The organism is Marinigracilibium pacificum (assembly GCF_012926615.1).
GTDB lineage: Bacteria > Bacteroidota > Bacteroidia > Cytophagales > Cyclobacteriaceae > Mangrovivirga > Mangrovivirga pacifica.
The window spans coordinates 240,800-262,973 of the sequence record NZ_JABBNU010000007.1 but is presented as its reverse complement, the minus strand read 5'-3'; the positions used below and the strand labels follow the sequence as shown (position 1 = coordinate 262,973).

The following is a 22,174-nucleotide window of genomic DNA, read 5'->3' as shown; positions in this document are numbered from 1 at the left end:
AATTGACACTAATATCCCAACCTCTTTAAACATTCCATCATAGCCCTTCCATTATGATATGGACATTTCCAGGGTCCGGCTTTATCTTCTTCAAAGCTAATAACACCTTCCTTTGAGACTTTCCAAAACCATTCTCCATGCTCCCGGTCTATCAAACTGTCCTTAATAAATATCCAGGTTTTAAATACTTGATCCAAATAAAATTTATTATTTGTCATTTGCCAGGCATTGATCAATCCTACAAGTGCTTCTGCCTGAGGCCACCAGTGTTTATCTGTATCTATTATTCCTTTGGAATTACCCTCGTTCATTAACCCTCCATCATTATCCATTCCTTCCAAAGAGGCGTCTACCATCTCAACTGCAATTGGTTTTATCTTTTTAATGACATTTTTATCTTCAATAGCTTCTGCAGCTTCAACCAATAACCAACTTCCCTCAATATCATGACCGTATGAAAAATCATTACTTAGAGACCTCCAAGTCTCATCAAAAAATAAATTAAAATGGTTGCTGGGAGAAACAAAATATTCTATCAATACATCTATAAGATTCCTTAGTCTTCCTTTTAGATTTTCATCTTTCCAAACACTATATAAATTTGTATAGGCTTCAAGAATATGAAGATGGGTATTCATAGTTTTTTGAGCATTCAAATCCTTTTCACTTAATCTCACATCTTTCAAAGGGCTCCATTCACAGCTAAACGCTTCAAAATATCCATTCTCAATAGGATCAAAAGCATGTTTTTCTATTAAATCAAATAGATTCACAGCTTTGGATAGTACACTTGGGTCTTCATTAATTTTGTAATATTCAGACAAACCATATATTGCAAAGGCTTGAGCATAAATCTGCTTTTTTGTGACTAATGGTGTCCCTTTTACATCCAACATCCAATAAACACCTCCAAATTGTTTATCAAGGAAATGTTCAATTATATAGAGGTAGGCTCTTTCTGCTATTTTTTTATATTTCGGATCCTTAAAAAGATTAAATGCGGCTGAAAATGTCCATAATATTCTTGAATTTAGAACAACTCCTTTCTCAGCATCTTTTTGTAGAATGTTCCTTCCGTCTATCCGGCCATAAAACCCTCCATTTAACTCATCAACCATATTTTGAGACCAATAATCCATTATATTGATCAATTCAACTATAAGTTCCTTCCGAATAAATCCGTTACTTTTTAAATTAATATGGTGATCCATTATTATACTGTAATTAATTCCTCTTCCTTTTCCTTCGTAAGGTCATTTTTCACTATTCTCATCATTTCCTCATCCAAATTATAAGACCTTATAAAAATAAATGCCATTAATGCACCTATCCCCGCAATTACACTTATCATTAACCTTATACCAAGAATTGCAATTTCTGTCTGTTCAACATTCGGTTCAAATCCAAATGCCCCAAGCATCCAGCCAGATAAAGCCCCTCCGATTGTCCATCCAAATTTCTGTGACATTGATCCTGATGAAAAAACCAGACCTGTGGCACGTCTTCCTGTTTTCCATTCGGAGTAGTCTGCAATATCAGCATACATGGACCAACCAAGTGGCAATACAATTCCTGAGCTTATACCAAGAAGAATATTAAGTCCATAAATGGCGATAATCTGATCAGGGGCAATAAAAAAGAATATGAAGCTAAATACTGCAGATGTTAAAGCAGAGAGAATAAATGTATTTTTCTTTCCCAGCCGTGATGATAGTGGCTTTGCAAGAATAACACCTATGATATTTGTAGCCAGCCAAATAGACATATAAGCTGAAGAAAGACTGGTTGATGACCAAACATATGTATTTCCAAAAAGACTGACAACTTGATCTCCAACTACATATTTAAAATAGAAAAGAATAGACCCATCGCGCATTGAAATAAAAATAAGCGTCGAAATATTAGCTCCTAACATAATAAACCACGGCTTATTTTTCCAAAGATCTTTTATATCCTCTTTTAATGATCCGGTTTTTTCCTTTTCAGGAATAACACGCTCTTTTGTACCAAGAAATACCAAAATGAAAAGTATAGCTGCAACTATCGCATAAATTGCTATTGTAATCTGAAATCCAACGGCTTCAGTTCTCCCCTCGCTGAAATGTTCTATCAATGAGTTAGCTGTGGAAGTAACAAACAGACCACCAGAGAAAGCTCCAATAAACCTCCATGATGCCAGTGATGTTCGTTGTTCTCCATCACTTGACATTACCCCCATTAGTGAACCATAAGGGACATTAATAGCTGTATAAACCATCATCATTAAGGTGTAAGTAACATATGCATAAACCAGTTTACCTGTCTCATTAAAATCAGGAGTGGTAAACGTTAATACACCTATTATCCCAAATGGCACAGCCACCCAAAGGAGAAAAGGCCTGAATCTCCCCCATTTAGTTGTAGTCCGGTCACTTATAACTCCCATTATTGGATCATTGGCTGCATCCCAAACCCTTGTAACCAGAAACATAGTTCCAACAGCAGCTGCAGATATCCCAAATACATCAGTATAAAAAAACAGCATGAACATTGAAAATAACTTCCAGAACATAGAAGATGCAAAATCACCAAGACCATAAGCTACTTTTTCGGAAATTGGCAATCTCTCAATTGTAAGATTATTTTCTAAGCTTTGCATTCTTCATAAAATCTAAGTTCTTATTTATCAGATTATTCCGACTTTTTACTGATGCATATGAGTTCAGTCCATCTGCCGGGGTATTTTTGCAATAATCAATCAATCTTTCTAATGTACTTGTGGCAACATGCATCCTGGTATCTGAAGAAGCATAGTAGATATAAACCACTCCTTCCTTTTCTATCCAACCATTTGAGAAAAGAACATTAGATACATCACCAACTCTTTCCTCTCCTTGAGGAGCCATTAAGTGACCACCAGGAGAGAAAATTACCTCTGAAGGATCTTCTAAAGATGTCATAAACATATACAAGACATACCTTAATCCTGCTGCAGTATTCCTAACTCCATGTGCTAAGTGCAGCCATCCTTCATTTGTTCTTAAAGGGGGTGGTCCCTGACCATTTTTTACTTCTTTTATTGTATGATAAACTTTTGGGTCTATTACCTTTTGATCTCTTACTATTGGGTTTTCCATTCTATCAATAAGTGCCCAGCCTATTCCTCCACCTGTTCCCGCATCAATAAATCCATCTTGAGGCCTTGTATATAAGGCATATTTACCTTCCACAAACTCCGGATGAAGTACAACATTACGCTGTTGGTCTTTTCCTGAGTCAAGATCGGGTAACCTTTGCCAATCAATTAAATTTTTTGTCCTTGCAATACCACATTTAGCCTCTGCTATTGATTGATCAAAGCCAGGGGCATCTTTTGGCCTTCGTTCTGTACAAAACAATCCATATATCCAACCGTCTTCATGATAGGTAAGCCTCATATCGTATACATTGGTATCAGGTTCTGTTGTCTGTGGCAGGTTGACGGGGTGATCCCAAAATCGAAAATTATCAATTCCATTTTCACTTTGTGCAACAGCGAAAAATGACTTCCTGTCATTCCCCTCCAATCTAACCACCAAAGTGTATTTGTCTTCAAAGAGCATCGCCCCTGCATTAAACGTTGCATTGATTCCCTGCCTTTCTAACATTAATGGATTGGACTCAGGGTTAAGATCATATTTCCAAAACAAAGGGACATGATCAGTAGTAATTATCGGATGCTTAAATCTTTTAATAATCCCGTTATCTTGAGCAACCTTGTTCTTTCCAGACAATAGTTCTTCCTGACTATCAAAGAGTATTTTTATTCGATCCATATGATTGGCGATTGATTTCATATAATTGCATTGAAATTTGAAAGGATATAGATCCTTTGTCCGATTGAATAATATATCCTTATAAAATGGGGCAACAATTGACTTATTAACTCCACAAAAAATTGACTATCAAACACTTTATCATCACCATTATTTCTTTCTGGAGTAATTCCAATCTTGTAATACAGTCCAGTAAAACCTGAGATATTGATTATTAGTTCACTCATCTTTTTATAAACCTTTTATAAAATCTTTCATTTTCGGATAGGAATTGTATTACATATATTCCACCGGCATAATGTCCAATGTCAATTGTTTTAATAGCCTTATTATTTTGAAAACTATCCATTAATTGACCTTCTGAATTGTAAACAACTATTTGGTATGGGATTATTAGTTGATTTCTCATATCCATGATCAACTTGTCAGATACCGGATTTGGATATACTAAAACCGAGTTTTCTACCTCCGGAATTCCAAGAATATCCTGCTCAACATTTACATTAAAAGAAGTTGAAACAGATGCTCCAAATGGATCAATTGCAGTTAGGGTTATTAATGAAGAACCAGTCTGTTCTTTCTCAAAAATCAAACTGAGCCCCATTCCACCGATAGAAAACTCAGGTCTAACCAGATTACTATTGGAGTTTTCGATTTGATATGTTAAATATTTACGATGTTCTGCATCTGTAAAAATACCTTCAAACTTGATGTAATTATTAATATTCTTAACATCACTCAATTTATAATTCAGATCATCGATAGATTTAATTACTTCCGGTGATTGATTTTCCTCAACATACTCAGCAACAATTTCCTTTACTTTAAAATTTCTATTCTGATCACTATTCGACATTATCAATCGAAGATAGCGACCTGAGTAAGGGTTATTCCTTGTAAATACAACTTTTGATATGAGCTCATAATTTTCATCAAAGACAGTTTCCCAATTCAAACTGTCATCAGAAATCTGAAACTCATAGGATGAAACTGATAAATTATCCCAATGTAAGGCATAGAAATTTTGAAGTAAATTAGCTTCAAGATCAATGACTAACGTGTCATTAAAATTTGATGTACTCTCCCATACCGTAGCCAAATTCCCATCATTTGCATAAATACTGAATTTCTCAGTTGCTTCTGTAGCAGTGTAAATTGGCTTAAAATATGCCAGATTTTGTTCATTCCCTTCATAGGAACCTAACATCACTATAGTTTTGGCATCAGCATACCAACCTATCTTGTCTGAAGCTCTAAAGGAAAGATGGTTAGTTCCTGGAACAGGATTATTAAATTCCAGTATTACTTCTGAATTGTTTTGAATTATAGGTGTAGCTCCAGTTTCATTAGTAAGTTCCAGAAGTTCATAATTTAGATCTGTTCCTTGTTCCTCATCATAAAAAAAGCTTTTTAAATCCAGGAAGACCAAATCACCACTAATATCTTCTATGATAGCTCTAAACGGTGGGACATTTTTAACGACTTTTGGTATCCTGTCAATATCCTGTCCATTTGGTATTATCAGATCATTAGGAATCAATTCAGAAACTGCCCTTAAACCTCTAGACGTTGTACTAAAATCTTTATTAAAATCATTGGTAGAAGACCATGACCATGACATTATTCCTGCATAACCATAATAAACAGCCAATTCATAAGCTCTTTTAACCGAGAATCCGGGATTTATCCGTCCTGCTAAAGTATCGGCTGGAAACTCACCAATAACAATAGGCGCATCAAGTTCCCAATATGACGCTGGTCGGTGAAATGGCGATTGATCTACCGGGTGATTCTTTGGATAATAATGAACCTGATAAAAATCCATATAGCCATCCTGATCTCCACCTATCGCAATTAAGTTTTCTTTAGTATAATAGTTTTTAAAACCATCTACATCAGAACTAGCTTTTATATTCCATGAACCATTTGAAACCAAAGCTTGTGAGGTATTCCTGTGAATTGCTCCAGCACACATATTAACAAATCGCTGAATATCAACCATTGTTACACGTTCCGGTGTCCAACCATATTTAGTTGTCATGCCTTCTGGCTCATTAAAAATTTCCCAGGTCATAACAGCAGGATGGTCCCCAATTAACTCTAATACTGGAATCAATGCATTATCTATATAGGACTGAATATTATCTGTATTAGTAAGAAGCAAATTCAATGCATTCCTATCCTGATTTTGATTTTGTAACATATCAAATGACCACAAGCACATACTTATTACTATTCCATTGTCATAAGCCATATCAAGTACTTGTTTCATTCCTTGAATAGTTTCCAGATCAATACCTTCTACAAATCCATATTCATTAATTTGAGGTGTGTTTGCTCCATTGGTATGAAGCCACCATCGGACAGCATTTCCTCCATTTACACTAATCGAATCAAAAATCTCCTGATAATACTCCCTATCTTCTGGAGTAAATTCATTTAAATCATTCGAGTAATCCTTCCAGGCAATATTCATTCCTGATATAAATCGTGGTAAAGTATTGCCTCTAAGAGGAAGCCTGTTTTTATTATAATTTGTAGAATGTCCCAGAAATATATTCACAGCATCAGAGTCTGTATTTCCAAGTTCGTCTTCTATTATAAGTGTAAATCGATTTTGGTTTTCTACTAATGAAACCTCCAGAGAAATATCATTTCCAAGAGTATCATTTTGATATACCCAGAAATAATTTACTATAGGGCTTTCTGAGGTACTTCCTGAAGCATTTAAAGTATAACTAGCGGGAAATATTTCGGCCATAACAACAGTATCTGAACCTGCATCTGCATTCTGAGCGATCAAATCAGGAATAAGCAAAGTAAGAACAAAAATCAGTACCTTTCTCATTTGTTCTTCTTATATGGATTTTGAATATCATTCAGAAATAATGTGCTACTATCCTGTTCAAAAACAATAAAATCCTGTTCATTAACATGCCCTTTATCAGGAACAAAATAGTGCTGCTTACTAGCATTTCTCCATACCAATACCCAGGCAAGATCAGTATCATTACTTCTCAATGGTTCTAGTAATCTTTCTGTATACCAATTGGGTATAGTTATCCTGTCATTTCCCGTTTCTGTTAATGCAGATACCTTGTTCTTGTCTCTAGCTATCTGAGAAATAAGCTTTATGCTGTTTATGAAATCTAATAATTGCTCTTCAGGGGATTTAGTATTTACAGGATGTCCCATGTCCCAATAATTATCCAAACCTATGATATCAACATAATCATCACCAGGATATCCATAATGATAACTTTCCATTGTCAGGTTCATTCTGCTTCTATCAGGACTAAAAACAAAAATCAGATTATGTAAATTCTTTTCATTTCTTAGATAATCAACAGTGAACCTCCACAGAGAAATATATTCTTCTTCCTTAGCATGTGACTTACCCCACCAAAACCAATCACCATTATGTTCATGAAATGGTCTGAAAATAATTGGAATATTTGTAAATAATCCCACCCTGCACTTATTAATGAAATTGGCAAATTCATCCAGCTTTTTGGTATAAGCATTATGTGCAGACCCACCTGGTAAGATTTTACTAATATTTATTTCTTTATCCCACGAAGAGCCTCCGGTTAACGGGTTAATCATATGCCAGGAGATTGTATTTATTCCCCCTTTTCTATAAACATATTTTATTCCCTTGATAATCTGATCAAAACGAAAACTATCAATATTAACCTCATGTCCTAGATTACCGATATCCCAGCCAACAATAGCAGGTCGGTTTCCTGAAATTATTTCAACATCAGATTTAAGATTATACTTCCAGTCGAGACCGTATAAAAAGTCATCCTGATGTCCAAACATTGTTTGTCCTGCCTTGACAGAGCTAAGAAATGCATATAGATTCCTCGTCTTTTTTGTAGCCTTCTGATCTGAAAGGTTAGCAATTGAGGTTTGAGCATTCAATTGCACACTAAGTAAAAATCCGGCTATAAAGAAAAATATACTTTTCATGAGATTGGGTGTAAAAGCCAGCTCGGATGAGCCGGCTTTTATTTTATTTAAGTATGAGGCAATTATTTATTTTATTTAATCCAAGGAAGCTGTTCCAAAGGACCATCAGTAATCGAAATTGCATCTAAGTGAGCTTCATAATTGCCCAATATTGCCCAATCCTGAGCCATTAAGGCAAATTTGATCATCTGGTGATTATAACTTGTTAATGAAAACTCCTTGTCAGTTCCTCCCCATGATTGATTTGGCAATGCCAGACCAGGTATTTCTGCAGCTAAGGTTTCATCGTTACTAAACAATCTAGATAAACTTATGCTATATAGTCTCCATTCTCCTTGAGTAGCGTCCTGAAGAAAAGTATGGAATGCCCATTCGCCGGTTGAACCATCATCAAACAAAGTCTGAAAATCTATAGTTAAAGCAGCGCTATCAGCACCGGTATTTAACCAGAAATTCAAATGAGGGTCTGACATTGTGGTAAAATCTATCAGTGCATCATCGTCATTATCAGGATCATTGTCCATAGCAGAAGGCCAGTATTTGAAGTCATGCCAGTCTTTGGCAGGATCGTCAGCTGCCATTACCAGAGAAAGATAATTATCTCCTTCTACAGCCATTATTGTAGAACTACCATTAAACTCAACTTTCCCTGATGGATTATAAAAGTCAGGTGCAAATGACTCTAGTCCGGACTCAAAATCAATCACCAAACCAATTCCGTTACCTACTCCAAAATCTTGCGCACATTGTGGGTCATCCGGATTAGCTTCACAGAAGCAGTTAGGGTTATAATCAAATAAACAACAGTTTTCTGTGTCGGTGGTTCCATTATCCCCTGTAGAACAATAGCAGTCAAGATCTTGGCTTGGTATACAGCACTGTTCATCAAAAGGGTTTGCATCGCAAAACGCATCCGGATCTATATCGAAACATCTTGAATCTTTTGGATTTTCAAGGCAAAATTGCTCTGGATTTGATTCGAAAGTGATGGGATCATCCTCATCACAAGAGTTTAGCATAACCATTGTTCCTAGAACGATTGTCATACTCATTAATAGTGTTTTAAATTTATTATTCATGATTTATAGGTTTATTAATTTGGTTATTAATTATATCCAGGGTTTTGCAGGATTCCCCAATCTGCTACCTCGAAGGCAGGAATTGGAAATACCGGAATTGGATTTACAATTGTCTTTCCAGCTGTTCTATCACCTCCGGCAACAAATGAATGATTAAGAATTACAGAACCGGAAGTCCCATATTTCATTTCCATAGTTGACACATACCTTCCGGTACGTACTAAATCCCAATACCTCAGTTGCTCCATGCCAAATTCTCTTCTTCTTTCCAGATAAATAAAATCTAGTAGTGCCTGTCCTGAAGTAGGGATAATAGAATTATCTAAAGGGGGAAAACCTGTTTGAGTAAATCCTTCAGGATCACTTGAATCAAATCCACGTGGATATGTACTCTGACTTGCTCTGTTTCTTATTTCAGAAAGGCGTAGGATGGCTTGAGGATTATTACCTATGTGATAAGCAGCCTCGGCGTTCATTAAAAGAATATCAGCATATCTGAATTTTCTTATGTTATATCCCGAGCCTTTTCTCTTGCCATCACCTCCCGATCCCCAAAAATCAGGAGATAATATTGCTTTCCTTGAATAAAAACCTGTTTGATTTCTGATGTTTTCAATCATTTCAATACCATAGGCAAATTCTCCATTGGTTAAAGCTGTATTTTGCCTTCGCGGGTCATTTGCTTCAAAAGAATTCGCTAAATCCTGGGTTGGCGTATTAAAACCCCACCCTCCCATGAATTGAGGATGCTGAAAAATTGACCATTCAGATCCAACATAAGCACCTTCATTAAATGGATCTATATCATTATCTATAGATTGAATTTCAAAAATTGATTCATTGTTATTTTCTCCAATCGGATCAAATAACTCAGCATAATTGACAGCTAGAGAATAATTTCCATACAAACCATCAATAAAGTTGTTTGTTAAATCAAAAACTTCCTGCCATGTATGTTGGTTTGTATTATCAGTACCTAACTGATACATTATAACTCTTGATAAATAGGCCGCAGCTGCTCCTTTATTTGCTCTTCCAATTTCTCTAACACCTTTGACCGGAAGTTTTTCAATTGCGAAGTTTAAATCCTCCTCTATTTGGAGATATATCTCATTAATTGCAGCATTCGTAAAATCTTTTGTATTAATATCTTCCGGACTAACAGGTTTATCAAATAATGGCACAGGCCCAAAAATTCGAACAAGTAAAAAATAACTATAAGCTCTAACGAATCTTACTTCTGCCTGAAGCTCCTCTTTAACTAAATCATTAAAAGGAGCATCTTCCAGATTTTTCAAAACAAAATTTGCTCTGGCTATTGCGATATAATGCTTACTCCATAATACAGACAAATTACTGGATCCTGCACCAGAGGTGAAATTCTTTAAAAAATTGATGCTAGATTGATCACCAGTAGTTGAGCCTTTTTCTGAATCATCAGTACAGATATCCCCAATAATAAACTCATATGAATGGCCTCTACTCCCAAGTATTGAGGATTCACCCCACCCAAGTGGATCATAAACGGCATTTAATGCAGTGATTGCATTTTCTTCGGATGTAAAGAAATCTGACTCAGTAATTTCAGTAGTTGGCTCTTCTACTAGAAAATCGCTACATGAAATAAATAATACCAGAAATATTAAAAGTGAAATTGATGATTTCATGGATTTAAAATTTGATGTTTGTACCAAAAATGATTGTTCTCGGTTGTGGATAATTTCCCAGATCTACCCCATTTCCAAAAGGGTCTCCATTAAATGCAAGACCTACTTCTGGGTCAAAGCCTGAATAATCTGTAAAGGTCAATAAGTTATCTGCGGAAAGGTAAAATCTTACCCTGCTAAGTTTTATCTTGCTAGTGACTTGAGAAGGCAAAGTATATCCTAATTGAACATTTCTTAACCTCAGAAATGAACCATCTTCTATATATCTATCACTAAACCAATCATTTTGTGTGACAGACTCAGTTAATCTTGGTTCAGTATTAGTTGAACCTGGCCCCGTCCAGGCATTTTCAACTCGTGACTTCAAAAGATTATTATCAATTACATCTGAGCCCCTATAGTAGTAGGTCATGATATTAGCAATTTCATTACCTTGACTACCCAGAAAAGATGCGCTAAAATCAAAATTCTTAAACTCAACATTTAGGTAAAATCCGTAAGTAAAATCCGGAATTGGACTTCCAAGTAAAACCGCGTCCTCAATAGTAATTTCTCCATCATTGTTATGATCCAGCCATTTCACATCTCCAGGTTGGGCAGTTGGTTGAGCACCATGTGCATCAACTTCTTCAGCAGATTGAAATATTCCTTGGGACTTCAGCCCATAAAACGCTCCAAACTCTCCACCAACTACAGTACGGGTAGCTGGAATCTGTGTTTTTGCTTCATATGCAGCACCTTGGATGTTATTTGCAGCTCCAATAGCCGTAACTTCGTTGGTTATAAAGGCTATATTCCCTCCAACGTTAAAAGAAAATGATTTAAACTTTTGCTTAAAATCCAATGTGATTTCAAGACCTTTATTAGTCATTGCCCCTGCATTAGAAGTAGGTGCCTGGGCTCCGGCAAAAACCGGAGCTGGCACAAATCGCGAATCAACTAATAAATCTTTAGTATCTTTTATATAATACTCTGTAGATAATGAAAGCCTATTGTCTAGAAAATAAAAGTCCAGACCTACATTTGACATCCGGGAAACCTCCCAGGTAATACTCTCTGACGGAATAAAAGTCGGAGCATAGCCCTGAGAGGGTGAATTATTATCAAATGCATATTGCCAACCTGGACTTAAAACAGAATAAAAAGCATAAGGCTGTATTGGCTCCTGATTACCAACTTCTCCCCAGCCTCCTCTTATTTTTAATCCTGAAATGATTTTCGATTCAGGAAAAAATGATTCCCTGTCAACATTCCATCCAGCTGAAAATGAAGGAAAAGTACCCCATCTATTTTCTTCAGGAAATTTACTTGATCCATCTCTACGAACAGTAGCGGTTAATAAATATTTGCTCTTGTATGAATAAACCGCACGAGCAAAATAAGACATCAAATTAAATGCTCTTTCTCTTAACGGATCAGATACACCTATTGAGTCAGTAAAAACTTGTTCTGTAATATTGCTGATGTCACTTTGATACGTTTCAAATCCTAATACGGCATTGATACTATGATCATTTATAGATTTATCATAGGATATGGTATTTGAATTTTGAAGAACATTTAATTTATTTGTCTGAACCTGTAGCTCTTCAGTAGTATTTGTTTCTTGGGGATTAATTATTGGCTGTCCATTATTACCTAGATTCTTACTTTCAACAGTGGTATAAATTGGTCTTAAGTAGTTACCGGTAATGTCCCTTTTATCCCATATTACATTACTTCTGAAAGTAAGTGCATTAGTAATTTTATAGGTAATTCCAAAAGTGGGCTGTAACCTCTCTGATTCTTGAATTCTGAATTGGCTAATATAACCCAATCTGGCTGGATTTTCTATGTCTGTTAAATTTGTACGGTCCCAATTTCCGGTTACAGGATCCAGAACAGGATTAACAGGATCTTTTCGCACTGCAGTACCCAAAACACTTGAATAAGTACCCTGATCATAAACAGTATTTTCGTTTATTGAATACTTCAAACCACCCGATAAGGAGAGTTTATCTGTTACCTTAAATTCCAAATCAACATTTCCTTGTGATCGTTTACCATAAGAATTTATAACAACGCCATCTTGCTTAAAATGAGTTCCGCCGAAACTATATCTTAACTTTTTAAAACCTCCTCTTACACTTATATCATAAGATTGAATCGGAGCATTTTGTAGTACTTCCGATTGCCATTCTGTCCCTGAGTTATTTCCAGCTAAAGTTTGCTGAATCCATTGCCTTAAATCCTCAGATTCTATTCCACTTAATTGCCCTCCTTTTAAATCCAGATAGGTCTGGGCATAGTCATTTGCATTTAACAAATCAATGGTCTTCCATGCTGATTGAGTACCGTAGTAACCGTTAAATTCAACCTGAACACCATTTGACAATCCTTTTTTCGTGGTAACAATAACTACACCATTAGCTCCTCTTGATCCGTAAATTGCAGTGGCTGAAGCATCTTTTAATACCTCTATATTTTCAATATCATTTGGAGATACATTACTAATATCATCAGTTAGAAAGCCGTCAACTACATATAGAGGATTTGAATTAGAAAATGATCCGATACCACGCACTCTAACACTAGTTCCAGATCCAGGTGCTCCGGAATTGGTAGTAACCTGTACCCCGGCAACTTTCCCTTGTATAGCTCTACCAATATCAACTGTAGCTATTTTTTGAATTTGTTCAGTATCAACCGAACCTACAGAACCAGTAAGATCACTTTTCTTAATTTCTCCATACCCTACAACAATAATTTCATTAAGTAATTCTATATTTTCTTCAAGGATAATATTGAAGATTGAGCGATCTCCTACTATAATTTTTTGTGGATTAAAACCAATATAGGTGACTATTAGAATTGTCTCATCAGAAGGTACCTCTAGAGAAAATTCTCCATCAATGCCGGCAGTTGTTCCTATTTGGGTTCCTTCAATATATATGGTTGCACCAGTCAGTCCAAATCCATCAGAATCCCTTATGGTTCCTGAAATTGATCGTTGGGCAAAGACCAATTGAATTTGAAATATCATCAGGACAATAAAAACAGTAAAATTTACTCTCATGTTTATAGGTAATTAATGTAAGCAATCAAGGCAATGACAAGACTTAGGCCTATTATTAGTAATTCCAGTAACAGAAGTTTTCTCAACTTTCTCCTATTGGGCACTTCTGAATGTTCAGGTCTTTTTTTAATGTCTTTCATTTGTATTAAATAACTGATATGACAATTATACAATCATATCAAATCACAATACAAAGAGCATTTTCACAATTTGAGAGGGTGATTTTCACAAAAATCTAATGAGAAAATTATTGCAGATATTGAAATATTTACCCTTGGTTATGGTCGTTAATTGGATTGATATATTTATAACAGTTTGAATCATTTAAAAGCCTCACATCTCTGTGAAGCTTCTTTTTTACTGTGGGCCCTGCTGGGCTTACTGACGATTGATGTCAATGAAATAAAATTTATGATTGCTCCTAATTAAGGTATTTTAAACCCTTATTTATTTTTCAGATATGACATCAATATCAGCATAAACTTCTCACCCAGCATTTATGCAACATAATATTGGGTATAAAAAAAGCCTCACATCTCTGTGAAGCTTCTTTTTTACTGTGGGCCCTGCTGGGCTCGAACCAGCGGCCACCTGATTATGAGTCAGGTGCTCTAACCAACTGAGCTAAGGGCCCCAAAAGCCTTTTCGTTTCAGCTTTGATTTGGGATTGCAATGTTACATATTTGCAGAATAAAATCCCAAACTGATTAAAGAAAAATTTATGTATCAAAACATAATATTTGATCTTGGTGGTGTAATCATCAACCTAAACACTGATTTAACATACTCAAAACTAGTATCTTATTGCAATAGTGACGTCGATGTTGCCAAGGCGAAAATTTTTGAATCAAAAATTACTGAAAGGTATGAATTAGGCGAAATCAATAACGAAGAGTTTCGCGAAGAGATGAGAGAGATCCTAAATCACAACCTTTCAGATGAAGAATTAGATGAAGCCTGGAATGCAATGCTGCTAGATATTCCACTTCAACGAATTACCTTATTAGAAAATTTAAGAGAAAATTATTCTACTTATTTAATGAGTAATACTTCTCCTATTCACCTTGATGGAGTAAATAATATTCTTGAAAGAACTAACGGGAATAAAGATATTGGATCATATTTTGACCGCTCTTATTATTCGTTTTCTATGAGAAAAAGAAAACCAAACCCGGAAGTATTTCAACAAATACTTGAAGAAAATGACCTTATCCCTTCAGAAACTTTACTTTTTGATGACCTAGTACAAAATGTTAATTCTGCTAAACAATTAGGTATTAAAGCAATCTTAGTAGATGGACCAGAAGTTTTAATCAATTTCTTTAATAATGACAGATAATAAATTCACTTTAAAAGACATTCTCAAACATCTTTTATTATTTGTATTAACATTTGTCTCAACTGTGATTGCAGGTGTTTTCTGGATTAAAGGAAAGCCTGTAGACATGATTAATAAATGGACACAAAAAGACTGGTATTCCGGTTTTATGTATGCATGGCCATTTTTACTATTTCTTACTTTTCATGAATTCGGTCATTTCTTTACTGCAATAAAATATAAGGTTAAAACAACTCTTCCATATTATATCCCTTTTCCTCCCCTGCCAATATTCCCTATTACTATAGGTACAATGGGTGCAGTTATAAGGTTAAAAGGTTTAGTAAAAAGCAGAAAAGAATACTTTGATATTGGTGTAGCAGGACCTTTGGCTGGATTTATTATTGCGTTTGGATTACTCTGGTACGGATATACTCATTTACCCCCCCAGGAATATCAATACGAGATACACCCCGAATACAATGAAGCAGGAAAAGGTTTTAACTACTCACCTCCTAAAGACGAGAATACAATAGAAATTTTTGTCGGAGATAATCTATTGACATTATTCTTTGAAAAATATGTAGTTGAAGACTATAGCTTATTACCAAGTAAGGCTGAAATCATTCACTATCCATTTTTATTTGTAGGATACCTTGCGCTTATATTTACTGCTTTAAACCTATTACCAATTGGCCAACTTGATGGTGGCCATGTTCTCTTTGGATTATTTGGAAGAAAATGGCAAGGAAGGATTTCTCTGGTCTTTTTTATCCTGTTTATACTTTATGCCGGAACAGGCTTCATCAGTAGTAGACAACCAATAAAGGATTTGTTGATCGCTATCCCATTATACCTGCTTTTTCTGTATTTTATTCTTGGAAGAGTAACTAAAGACCCTTTAACAAAGATTCTTTTGGCACTAAGTATTTATGCTATTCAATACTTTGTTAACTTCTATTTCCCTAACGTTACAGGATATACAGGATGGCTTTTCTTTAGCTTGATTATTGGAAGATTTATTGGAATATATCATCCTCCTGCAATAATTAATAATGAACTATCGATGGGTAGAAAAATTATTGGCTGGGTAGCTATAATAATTTTCATTATCAGCTTTAGCCCCCAGCCATTAATTATTGAATAAATTTTATCTTAAGAAATATGAAGGGCATGGCATTGATTTGTGACTATTATCAATGTTGACTCCATATTGTATAATAAACTCGTGTGTACCCCTGTTAAATTGATTCAAATCGCTAAATACATAGTCATATGAATAACCAAAACTCCATTCTTGTGTAGCTTGGATCTGGAACATACCAACTAATGATCTTCCGGTTCTATATGAAGCTCCAAGGTTTAGACGTCCATATAAAATGAAATTCAAATTAATATCAACATCGACAGGAGCTCCTTCCTGAATTTTTAACAAGGTGCTAGGTCTGAATAACAGGTTATTAGATACCGGAAATACATGACCACCTGTTAGAAAGTAATATCTCCTTTCAATTGATTCGGTAACTGTACTGATATCATTTTTATCGAAGGTGTTATTATGTAGAATATACGGAATCGACAACCCAACATAAGATGAACTATTATTCCAGTATGCTCCTACACCAAAATTAGGATTAAATGAATTATTAACACCTTGTAAATTCGGATCAGTAATATCATCAAGAGTCAATCTTGAATAATCCGAATTCAGATTATTAAAACCAGCTTGCAGTCCCATAGAAAGAGTTCCTCCCAGAGTTCTGACTTTATATGAATATGCTGCATAAACACCTATATCCGAATGTATTCCTATTCGATCATTGGTAATCATCAAACCAAGGCCAATGTTCTTCTTCGAAAGCTTAGTATCAACTGCAAATGCAAGTGATTTAGGAGCCCCCTCTAGATTTATCCATTGATCTCTGTATGAAGCAATTCCATGAACCGTTTCATGAACTCCGGAATATGCCGGGTTTATCGCCATTCCATTAAACATGTATTGCGAAAAAACCGGTCTTTGTTGTGCCTTCAACCCTGTAATTGAAAGCACAATTAAAATGATCGCTGTTAAAGTTGTCTGTTTCATTATAATTAGCTGGCTTTGTTATCTCACAAGTTCCAAATAGCCACTCTTAGGCTCAGAACCATCTCCCTTATCCACTACATAAAAGTACGTACCCACTGGTAATTTCTTACCACCAGCATATATACCTCTATTTCCAAATCCACGGAAGTTATTTCCTTGAATCACACCTGCTTCCTGTCCTGGTTTTGGTGAATCATTAGTATAACCATCCGTTTCATATACCATATCACCGTATCGATTGAAAATCTTCACATTGTTATCAGGGAAGAAACCAATACAATCAATTATGAAATGATCGTTTTTACCATCTTCGTTTGCTGAAACACCATTGTAGATAAATATATCCGGAGTAATCTCGACTTCTTTGGTACTCATACAACCGAATACAGTTGTTACTTCAACATCATACATTCCTGATGGAATATTGATCAGATCTGATCCAAAACTATATACACCACCCATGTCCCATCTGATAGTCTCAACTACTACATCATTGGTTACCACAGCTCTGGCAAAACCATTACTGTATTCGCAAGCTGCTGGTTGAGTTCTTACATAAAATTCCGGATAAACTCTTAGATCAGGAACAACTGCATATACAGCCTCACTTCGACATGATGTTGCCCTGTTTATAGATACTACAGTGTAATCACCAATATCAAATCCATCAAAAGTTTGCCCTGTATAATAATGGTCTAATGTATCTAAATCTGTAGACCCATCCACCATATCATACCATTCAAATTTGTAGTTAGACTGATCATCAACACCTGGAACATACGAAGTCATTATTCCATCTGGCTCAATACAATCTTCACGTCCTTTTAATAACTCAGGTATTACTTCTGGATAAACCCTTGCATCAGCTACCACAGCTGTTGTTTCAGCTTTACAGTAATTGTTTAGATTAGTAGCAATAACTGTATAAGTTCCATTCAACAAGTTATAAACCTCCGAACCAGTAGCTACAAGGTTTGATCCCGCATCCGTCCATTCAAATGCATGAAGGTAAATATCTCCATTCAACACTCGCACTTCAGCTTGACCATCTGGATCACGAGGGCTACAAATTGTCAGCGCGTTTGTTCCTTCTGCTTCAATAATTGGAGGCACTTCAGTATTTAAAACTTCAATATCTTCAGATTTACAATTGTAAGCTGGTAATCCATTTTCATCTAATTGAATTAAAGAAACTCTATAGTTCGATGGAGGAAGTTGCCCATAATTATAAGCTATATTCGATGGGTCTCCTGTGTATGGAACTAGTATTGAGTTATTTGACTCATCTATTCTTTCCAACCTGAATGTATATTCGAATGGATAATTAAAGTTTGTATTAGCCAAGGCCACAGTTACTCTTCCACTATCTACAAAACAGAACGGATCATCTTCTTTTGCTGTTCTCAATATATATTCATCTAATGTAGGAATATCAATAAATGAAACTACACTATCCTGACATCCAGTAGAAGGATTAGTTACAATTGCTGAATAGTATCCTGAAGGTTGATTATTTAATACACTCTGAGTTGTACTATTATCATTTAGATTTAGGTCTTCAACCGTATCGTCGTTTTCAATATCTCCTCTGAACCACTGGAAATTATAAGCTTGTGTTGAATTAAGAGTAATTCTTCCTTCAGCATCCAAACAGTTAGCATTTAATATAGTTTCACTGATAGCAGTTGGATATTCAGCATCATCATCAATTTGAACAGATTGAGGTGCAGAAAGACATTCATTTTCAAAATCTTGCTTCGCAATTACTGTATAATATTGCGGACCTAAGTCAGGTAAACTTAATCCAGTAGGTTGTCCATCAACAACATAGTCTGCGTTACCTAGATCTTTTGCATTCTGGCCGATAAATACATAATATGTATAATCACTCTGGTTATATCCTGGAGGGATATTTATAACTCTTCCTGAAACTTCACCATTAACAGGAACACAGTTGTCAGAAGCTATAGGGTCTAAATCGATTTCTGGAGTCAAAGCTGTTGCTTCAATCGGTAAAGTTTCATAAGCCTTACAATTATTTGCAGGATTTAATACCTCAATAATATAATCTCCAGGAGAAACATTGTCTACAGAAGCTCCATCAGCAAAAAATCTATCATCTGATACTGGTACAGTTGAACCATAATACCATGTAAATTGAGCTCCAGGAACTGTCTGCCCATTAGCAAATTGTGCACTTACTGAAACTGGAGACAAGAAACAATCATTGGCGGCTCCCTTATTAGGGATAACATCAATTTCAGGAATTTGACTATCAACAATTACAGAATCAATTGCTGAACACCCTGTAGTTTTATGAATTGCATTGAAATAATATTTTCCTGCTACAACACCATTTACATTTGGAGTAGTTCCAATCAATGTATTAGTTGTATCAGTCCAGGTAAAGTCAAAATCAGCCGGACTCATGTCTATTGAAGCTATTAGCCTTCCATCAGCTGGCTCACATCTTGTTTGAGGTGAAGAATCCAAAGTCAAAATTGGGTCTCTTCTTAAATCAGACACTGATGCACTAGTAATCTCATAACAGCCTGAAGTTTTACTAATAACTTTAACTGTATACTGACTTTCATCGATATTTTCTAAAAGTTGTCCAATCCCAACAAAAGTTGAGTTATCCTGTACAAACTCATCATTATACCAGTAGAAATAGAAATCATTATCGTCAGCAGTAGGAACAGTAGCTCTTAAAGCACCATTTGGTGTTAAACAGCTGGTAAGTGGTGAAATCTCTTCAATTTCAGCAGAAAAATATTCCGTTTGTCTATTAATCTGAACTTCAACGGTATCAGAAAAACATCCAAAGCGATCATTTATAGCATATACACTATAAGTACCTTCTGCAAGTCCTGGATATGTTCTTTGAGTAAAGTCTGCATTTCCTGTTACAGGAGTTGGAGAATCATACCAACGGTAGCTATAACCTGTAGTTTGAACATTTCCATTAATAATTACATTTGCTCTTGCTGCTCCATTATCAGGATATGCAGGATCACAATTTATATTATCTCTTAGCTTTTCAGCTTCTAATGGAAATGGTAACGCTTGAACAGGAGTCGCACCAATATTATTAGTATAGTCAGTTTCTAAAATGATTGTTGAAGGAAATACAATAGGTATTCCACTAGTGCCATTATCGTTAATTGCTATATGTAAGTCAACTATAGCTTCTCCCGTACCTTCAACCAGGGCATTATTAACACTAAAGACATCGTTATTACCCAAATTATTTATTGGTACCGATATCGTATTTAAACGCCGGGCAGATGTTGTCCCGGGGTCTCCATCGTAAAAGGTTATATTTAGATTATCATTAAAAACAATATCAGATAAGTTAGTAACATCAAAAGAAACTGTAAAATCTGTTTCAGGACATGTTGGTGCGTTATAAACAATTGAACTTTCATCAATTGCCAGGTCAAGTGCAGTAATAACATCTACGATGATAAAAACTGTTTCTACAGCATCATATTCATTTATAATCTGTATCTCAACAGTATCTTTACCATAATATGTCTTAGAAGCAGTATAAGAAAAACATGAGTCTGATTTTGGAGTATATTGAACTTCCTCTCCATTTCCTGAAGTAATTACATTATTTACCAGGTTTGGCGGAGCACAACTTTCTCCCCAAATACAAAGATCAACAGTACTTCCCTGAACAACGCCTTGATATCCTGGGGTACCTAAATCAGAATCAAAATCATAAATTGTAGTATAAATCTTTTCACCAGTATTTGCATAGTGATAAGGATCAAGTGGCTCAATTTTACTTCCAAATCCTGACAAGAATCCATAAGTACCAGTACCACTGGCTCCAGTCATATAACCAACTTGTAAAAATTCCTCGGAAGTAATTACCAGGTTATCCTGATTTCTAACATGTTCAGTAGGGAAAGATACAGCATAATAATCTGGTCTACCATTTACAGGGAAGATTGAAACTCCTGAATAACTTGTATATGGTAAATTATTATACCTTAATGAAGCCAAACCCTCTTGCGGTAATACAATGTTTATACGTTGCTTTTGAGAGTAGTTCTTAAATGGTACAAACTCAATATATTTACTTCCCGCACAGTATAATGGAGGAACAATTGCCATCCCAACTTCATCTTTAATTCCTCCTGGATCAGATCCACTAACCTGATAAACATATATCGGGTTATCTGAAGTAATATAATGACCACGTCCAACATCTGTATAGGCACCTGGCAGCATAAAGTTATAAAACTCTCCTTCATTTAAGGTAGCTACAGGAGTAGTGGCACCATCAACGTAAACATTAGTATTATCTTCGGTTGCAACAATAATGCTATATTCAAAGCCATTATCATTTTCACCTCTCATAACTATATAGTCACTTCCTATTCTACCAATCGGAACTAACTGATCCGCTCCACCTTCTGCAGAAGAAGCTGAAGCTCCTTCAATTCTAGTATGCTGTGAACCGGAATTAACTACTATATTTTTACCATTTGTGGATATTTTTGTACCTGTAATATGCTCTAATGGCCCCTGACATTTAACAAGGTAAGTTTCCCCCTCATTAAGAGTAACTGAATGATTCTTTGTTCCTAATCCATCAAAACCATATGTATAGGATGCTGGCATTTCAAAATTAACCACTGTATTATTTTCTGTTGCCATAACAGAGATGAAATGGTTTTCTTTACCAGGATAATATTGTGCATCCTTATTTCTGGTTTGAGACCCGGCATAGAATAAAGTACCTAAAGCTTGCTTACCTTTAAGTGTTACAATATTCTGATTATTTACAGCAGCAAGCCTGTAAGTAACCTGAACAGGATAATCAGATTCAACAATTAACCCCTTTGAAGTTTCCTTTTGATTGAAATTCAGAGTCATCCCCAAAGTCGTACTTAAAGGCATGTTTGCCGGTTCCCCACGTCGAACAACAAAATTTTGGTCTACGGCACCATCAACTGTATATACTCTGACATTCGCTACAGGAAATTTAGTAGTAATTAAAAACTCTGATCGTGCATTCAGATTATTCCTGTCGGCATTCCATACTGGTGGAAACCATAATTTGGTATCAAATTGAGCATAAGTATTAAATGATATGAACAATAAGACAACTAAAGCAAATAGCTTTTTTATGTCTCCGGTTCGAAATAAATCTCCTTTTGGTTGCAAGTGTCTATTCATAGGAGTA

13 protein-coding genes and 1 tRNA gene are annotated in these 22,174 nt (G+C 35.5%); 2 read left to right on the top strand and 12 right to left on the bottom strand.

What is annotated here, in order from left to right:
- Positions 1-8 precede the first annotated feature (8 nt).
- From HH304_RS12835 to HH304_RS12790, 10 genes are all read right to left on the bottom strand, one after another.
- Positions 9-1,211, bottom strand: a complete 1,203-nt coding sequence (locus HH304_RS12835) for an AGE family epimerase/isomerase (RefSeq protein ID WP_169682264.1) — start codon at positions 1,209-1,211, stop codon at positions 9-11.
- 2 nt (positions 1,212-1,213) lie between these two features.
- On the bottom strand, positions 1,214-2,638 hold the full coding sequence (locus HH304_RS12830) for an MFS transporter (protein ID WP_169682262.1): 1,425 nt from the start codon (positions 2,636-2,638) through the stop codon (positions 1,214-1,216).
- Positions 2,619-3,794: a glycoside hydrolase family 130 protein gene (locus tag HH304_RS12825; RefSeq protein ID WP_169682260.1), complete on the bottom strand. Its 1,176-nt coding sequence runs from the start codon at positions 3,792-3,794 to the stop codon at positions 2,619-2,621. Before HH304_RS12825 ends, HH304_RS12830 begins: the two co-directional genes overlap by 20 nt.
- A gap of 17 nt (positions 3,795-3,811) precedes the next feature.
- Positions 3,812-4,021 (bottom strand): hypothetical protein, encoded by a 210-nt coding sequence (locus HH304_RS12820; RefSeq protein WP_169682258.1) that lies wholly within the window; start codon positions 4,019-4,021, stop codon positions 3,812-3,814.
- Positions 4,018-6,642: a T9SS type A sorting domain-containing protein gene (locus HH304_RS12815; RefSeq protein WP_169682256.1), complete on the bottom strand. Its 2,625-nt coding sequence runs from the start codon at positions 6,640-6,642 to the stop codon at positions 4,018-4,020. The genes HH304_RS12820 and HH304_RS12815 overlap by 4 nt, the downstream gene beginning before the upstream one ends.
- A complete protein-coding gene (locus HH304_RS12810) occupies positions 6,639-7,769 on the bottom strand; it encodes a glycoside hydrolase family 26 protein (RefSeq protein WP_169682253.1) in 1,131 nt (376 codons plus the stop codon). The genes HH304_RS12815 and HH304_RS12810 overlap by 4 nt, the downstream gene beginning before the upstream one ends.
- A 71-nt stretch (positions 7,770-7,840) precedes the next feature.
- Positions 7,841-8,848: a hypothetical protein gene (locus HH304_RS12805; protein WP_169682252.1), complete on the bottom strand. Its 1,008-nt coding sequence runs from the start codon at positions 8,846-8,848 to the stop codon at positions 7,841-7,843.
- Between the two features lie 26 nt (positions 8,849-8,874).
- On the bottom strand, positions 8,875-10,515 hold the full coding sequence (locus tag HH304_RS12800) for a RagB/SusD family nutrient uptake outer membrane protein (RefSeq protein WP_169682250.1): 1,641 nt from the start codon (positions 10,513-10,515) through the stop codon (positions 8,875-8,877).
- 4 nt (positions 10,516-10,519) lie between these two features.
- Complete coding sequence (locus HH304_RS12795) at positions 10,520-13,570, bottom strand: SusC/RagA family TonB-linked outer membrane protein (protein WP_169682247.1); 3,051 nt, start codon at positions 13,568-13,570, stop codon at positions 10,520-10,522.
- A gap of 560 nt (positions 13,571-14,130) precedes the next feature.
- A tRNA-Ile gene (locus HH304_RS12790) sits at positions 14,131-14,204 on the bottom strand.
- 87 nt (positions 14,205-14,291) lie between these two features.
- On the opposite strand from HH304_RS12790, the gene HH304_RS12785 reads away from it, so the two are divergent.
- Together HH304_RS12785 and HH304_RS12780 are read left to right on the top strand one after the other, a co-directional pair.
- Positions 14,292-14,909 (top strand): HAD family hydrolase, encoded by a 618-nt coding sequence (locus HH304_RS12785; protein ID WP_169682245.1) that lies wholly within the window; start codon positions 14,292-14,294, stop codon positions 14,907-14,909.
- Positions 14,899-16,035 carry a site-2 protease family protein gene (locus HH304_RS12780; RefSeq protein WP_169682243.1) on the top strand — a complete coding sequence of 379 codons (1,137 nt, stop codon included), beginning with the start codon at positions 14,899-14,901 and terminating at the stop codon, positions 16,033-16,035. Before HH304_RS12785 ends, HH304_RS12780 begins: the two co-directional genes overlap by 11 nt.
- A gap of 3 nt (positions 16,036-16,038) precedes the next feature.
- On the opposite strand, the gene HH304_RS12775 is transcribed toward HH304_RS12780, so the two are convergent.
- On the bottom strand, positions 16,039-16,974 hold the full coding sequence (locus HH304_RS12775; RefSeq protein WP_169682241.1) for a PorP/SprF family type IX secretion system membrane protein: 936 nt from the start codon (positions 16,972-16,974) through the stop codon (positions 16,039-16,041).
- An 18-nt stretch (positions 16,975-16,992) separates the two neighbouring features.
- On the bottom strand, positions 16,993-22,167 hold the full coding sequence (locus tag HH304_RS12770; RefSeq protein WP_169682239.1) for a gliding motility-associated C-terminal domain-containing protein: 5,175 nt from the start codon (positions 22,165-22,167) through the stop codon (positions 16,993-16,995).
- Positions 22,168-22,174: the final 7 nt, after the last annotated feature.

Excerpts from the sequence above, each read along its gene's own strand:
- HH304_RS12810 (WP_169682253.1), bottom strand. The coding sequence starts at position 7,769 with ATGAAAAGTATATTTTTCTTTATAGCCGGATTTTTACTTAGTGTGCAA.
- HH304_RS12835 (WP_169682264.1), bottom strand. The coding sequence starts at position 1,211 with ATGGATCACCATATTAATTTAAAAAGTAACGGATTTATTCGGAAGGAA.
- HH304_RS12830 (WP_169682262.1), bottom strand. The coding sequence starts at position 2,638 with ATGCAAAGCTTAGAAAATAATCTTACAATTGAGAGATTGCCAATTTCC.
- HH304_RS12795 (WP_169682247.1), bottom strand. The coding sequence starts at position 13,570 with ATGAGAGTAAATTTTACTGTTTTTATTGTCCTGATGATATTTCAAATT.
- HH304_RS12780 (WP_169682243.1), top strand. The coding sequence starts at position 14,899 with ATGACAGATAATAAATTCACTTTAAAAGACATTCTCAAACATCTTTTA.
- HH304_RS12770 (WP_169682239.1), bottom strand. The coding sequence starts at position 22,167 with ATGAATAGACACTTGCAACCAAAAGGAGATTTATTTCGAACCGGAGAC.
- HH304_RS12820 (WP_169682258.1), bottom strand. The coding sequence starts at position 4,021 with ATGAGTGAACTAATAATCAATATCTCAGGTTTTACTGGACTGTATTAC.
- HH304_RS12815 (WP_169682256.1), bottom strand. The coding sequence starts at position 6,642 with ATGAGAAAGGTACTGATTTTTGTTCTTACTTTGCTTATTCCTGATTTG.
- HH304_RS12775 (WP_169682241.1), bottom strand. The coding sequence starts at position 16,974 with ATGAAACAGACAACTTTAACAGCGATCATTTTAATTGTGCTTTCAATT.
- HH304_RS12825 (WP_169682260.1), bottom strand. The coding sequence starts at position 3,794 with ATGGATCGAATAAAAATACTCTTTGATAGTCAGGAAGAACTATTGTCT.
- HH304_RS12785 (WP_169682245.1), top strand. The coding sequence starts at position 14,292 with ATGTATCAAAACATAATATTTGATCTTGGTGGTGTAATCATCAACCTA.
- HH304_RS12800 (WP_169682250.1), bottom strand. The coding sequence starts at position 10,515 with ATGAAATCATCAATTTCACTTTTAATATTTCTGGTATTATTTATTTCA.
- HH304_RS12805 (WP_169682252.1), bottom strand. The coding sequence starts at position 8,848 with ATGAATAATAAATTTAAAACACTATTAATGAGTATGACAATCGTTCTA.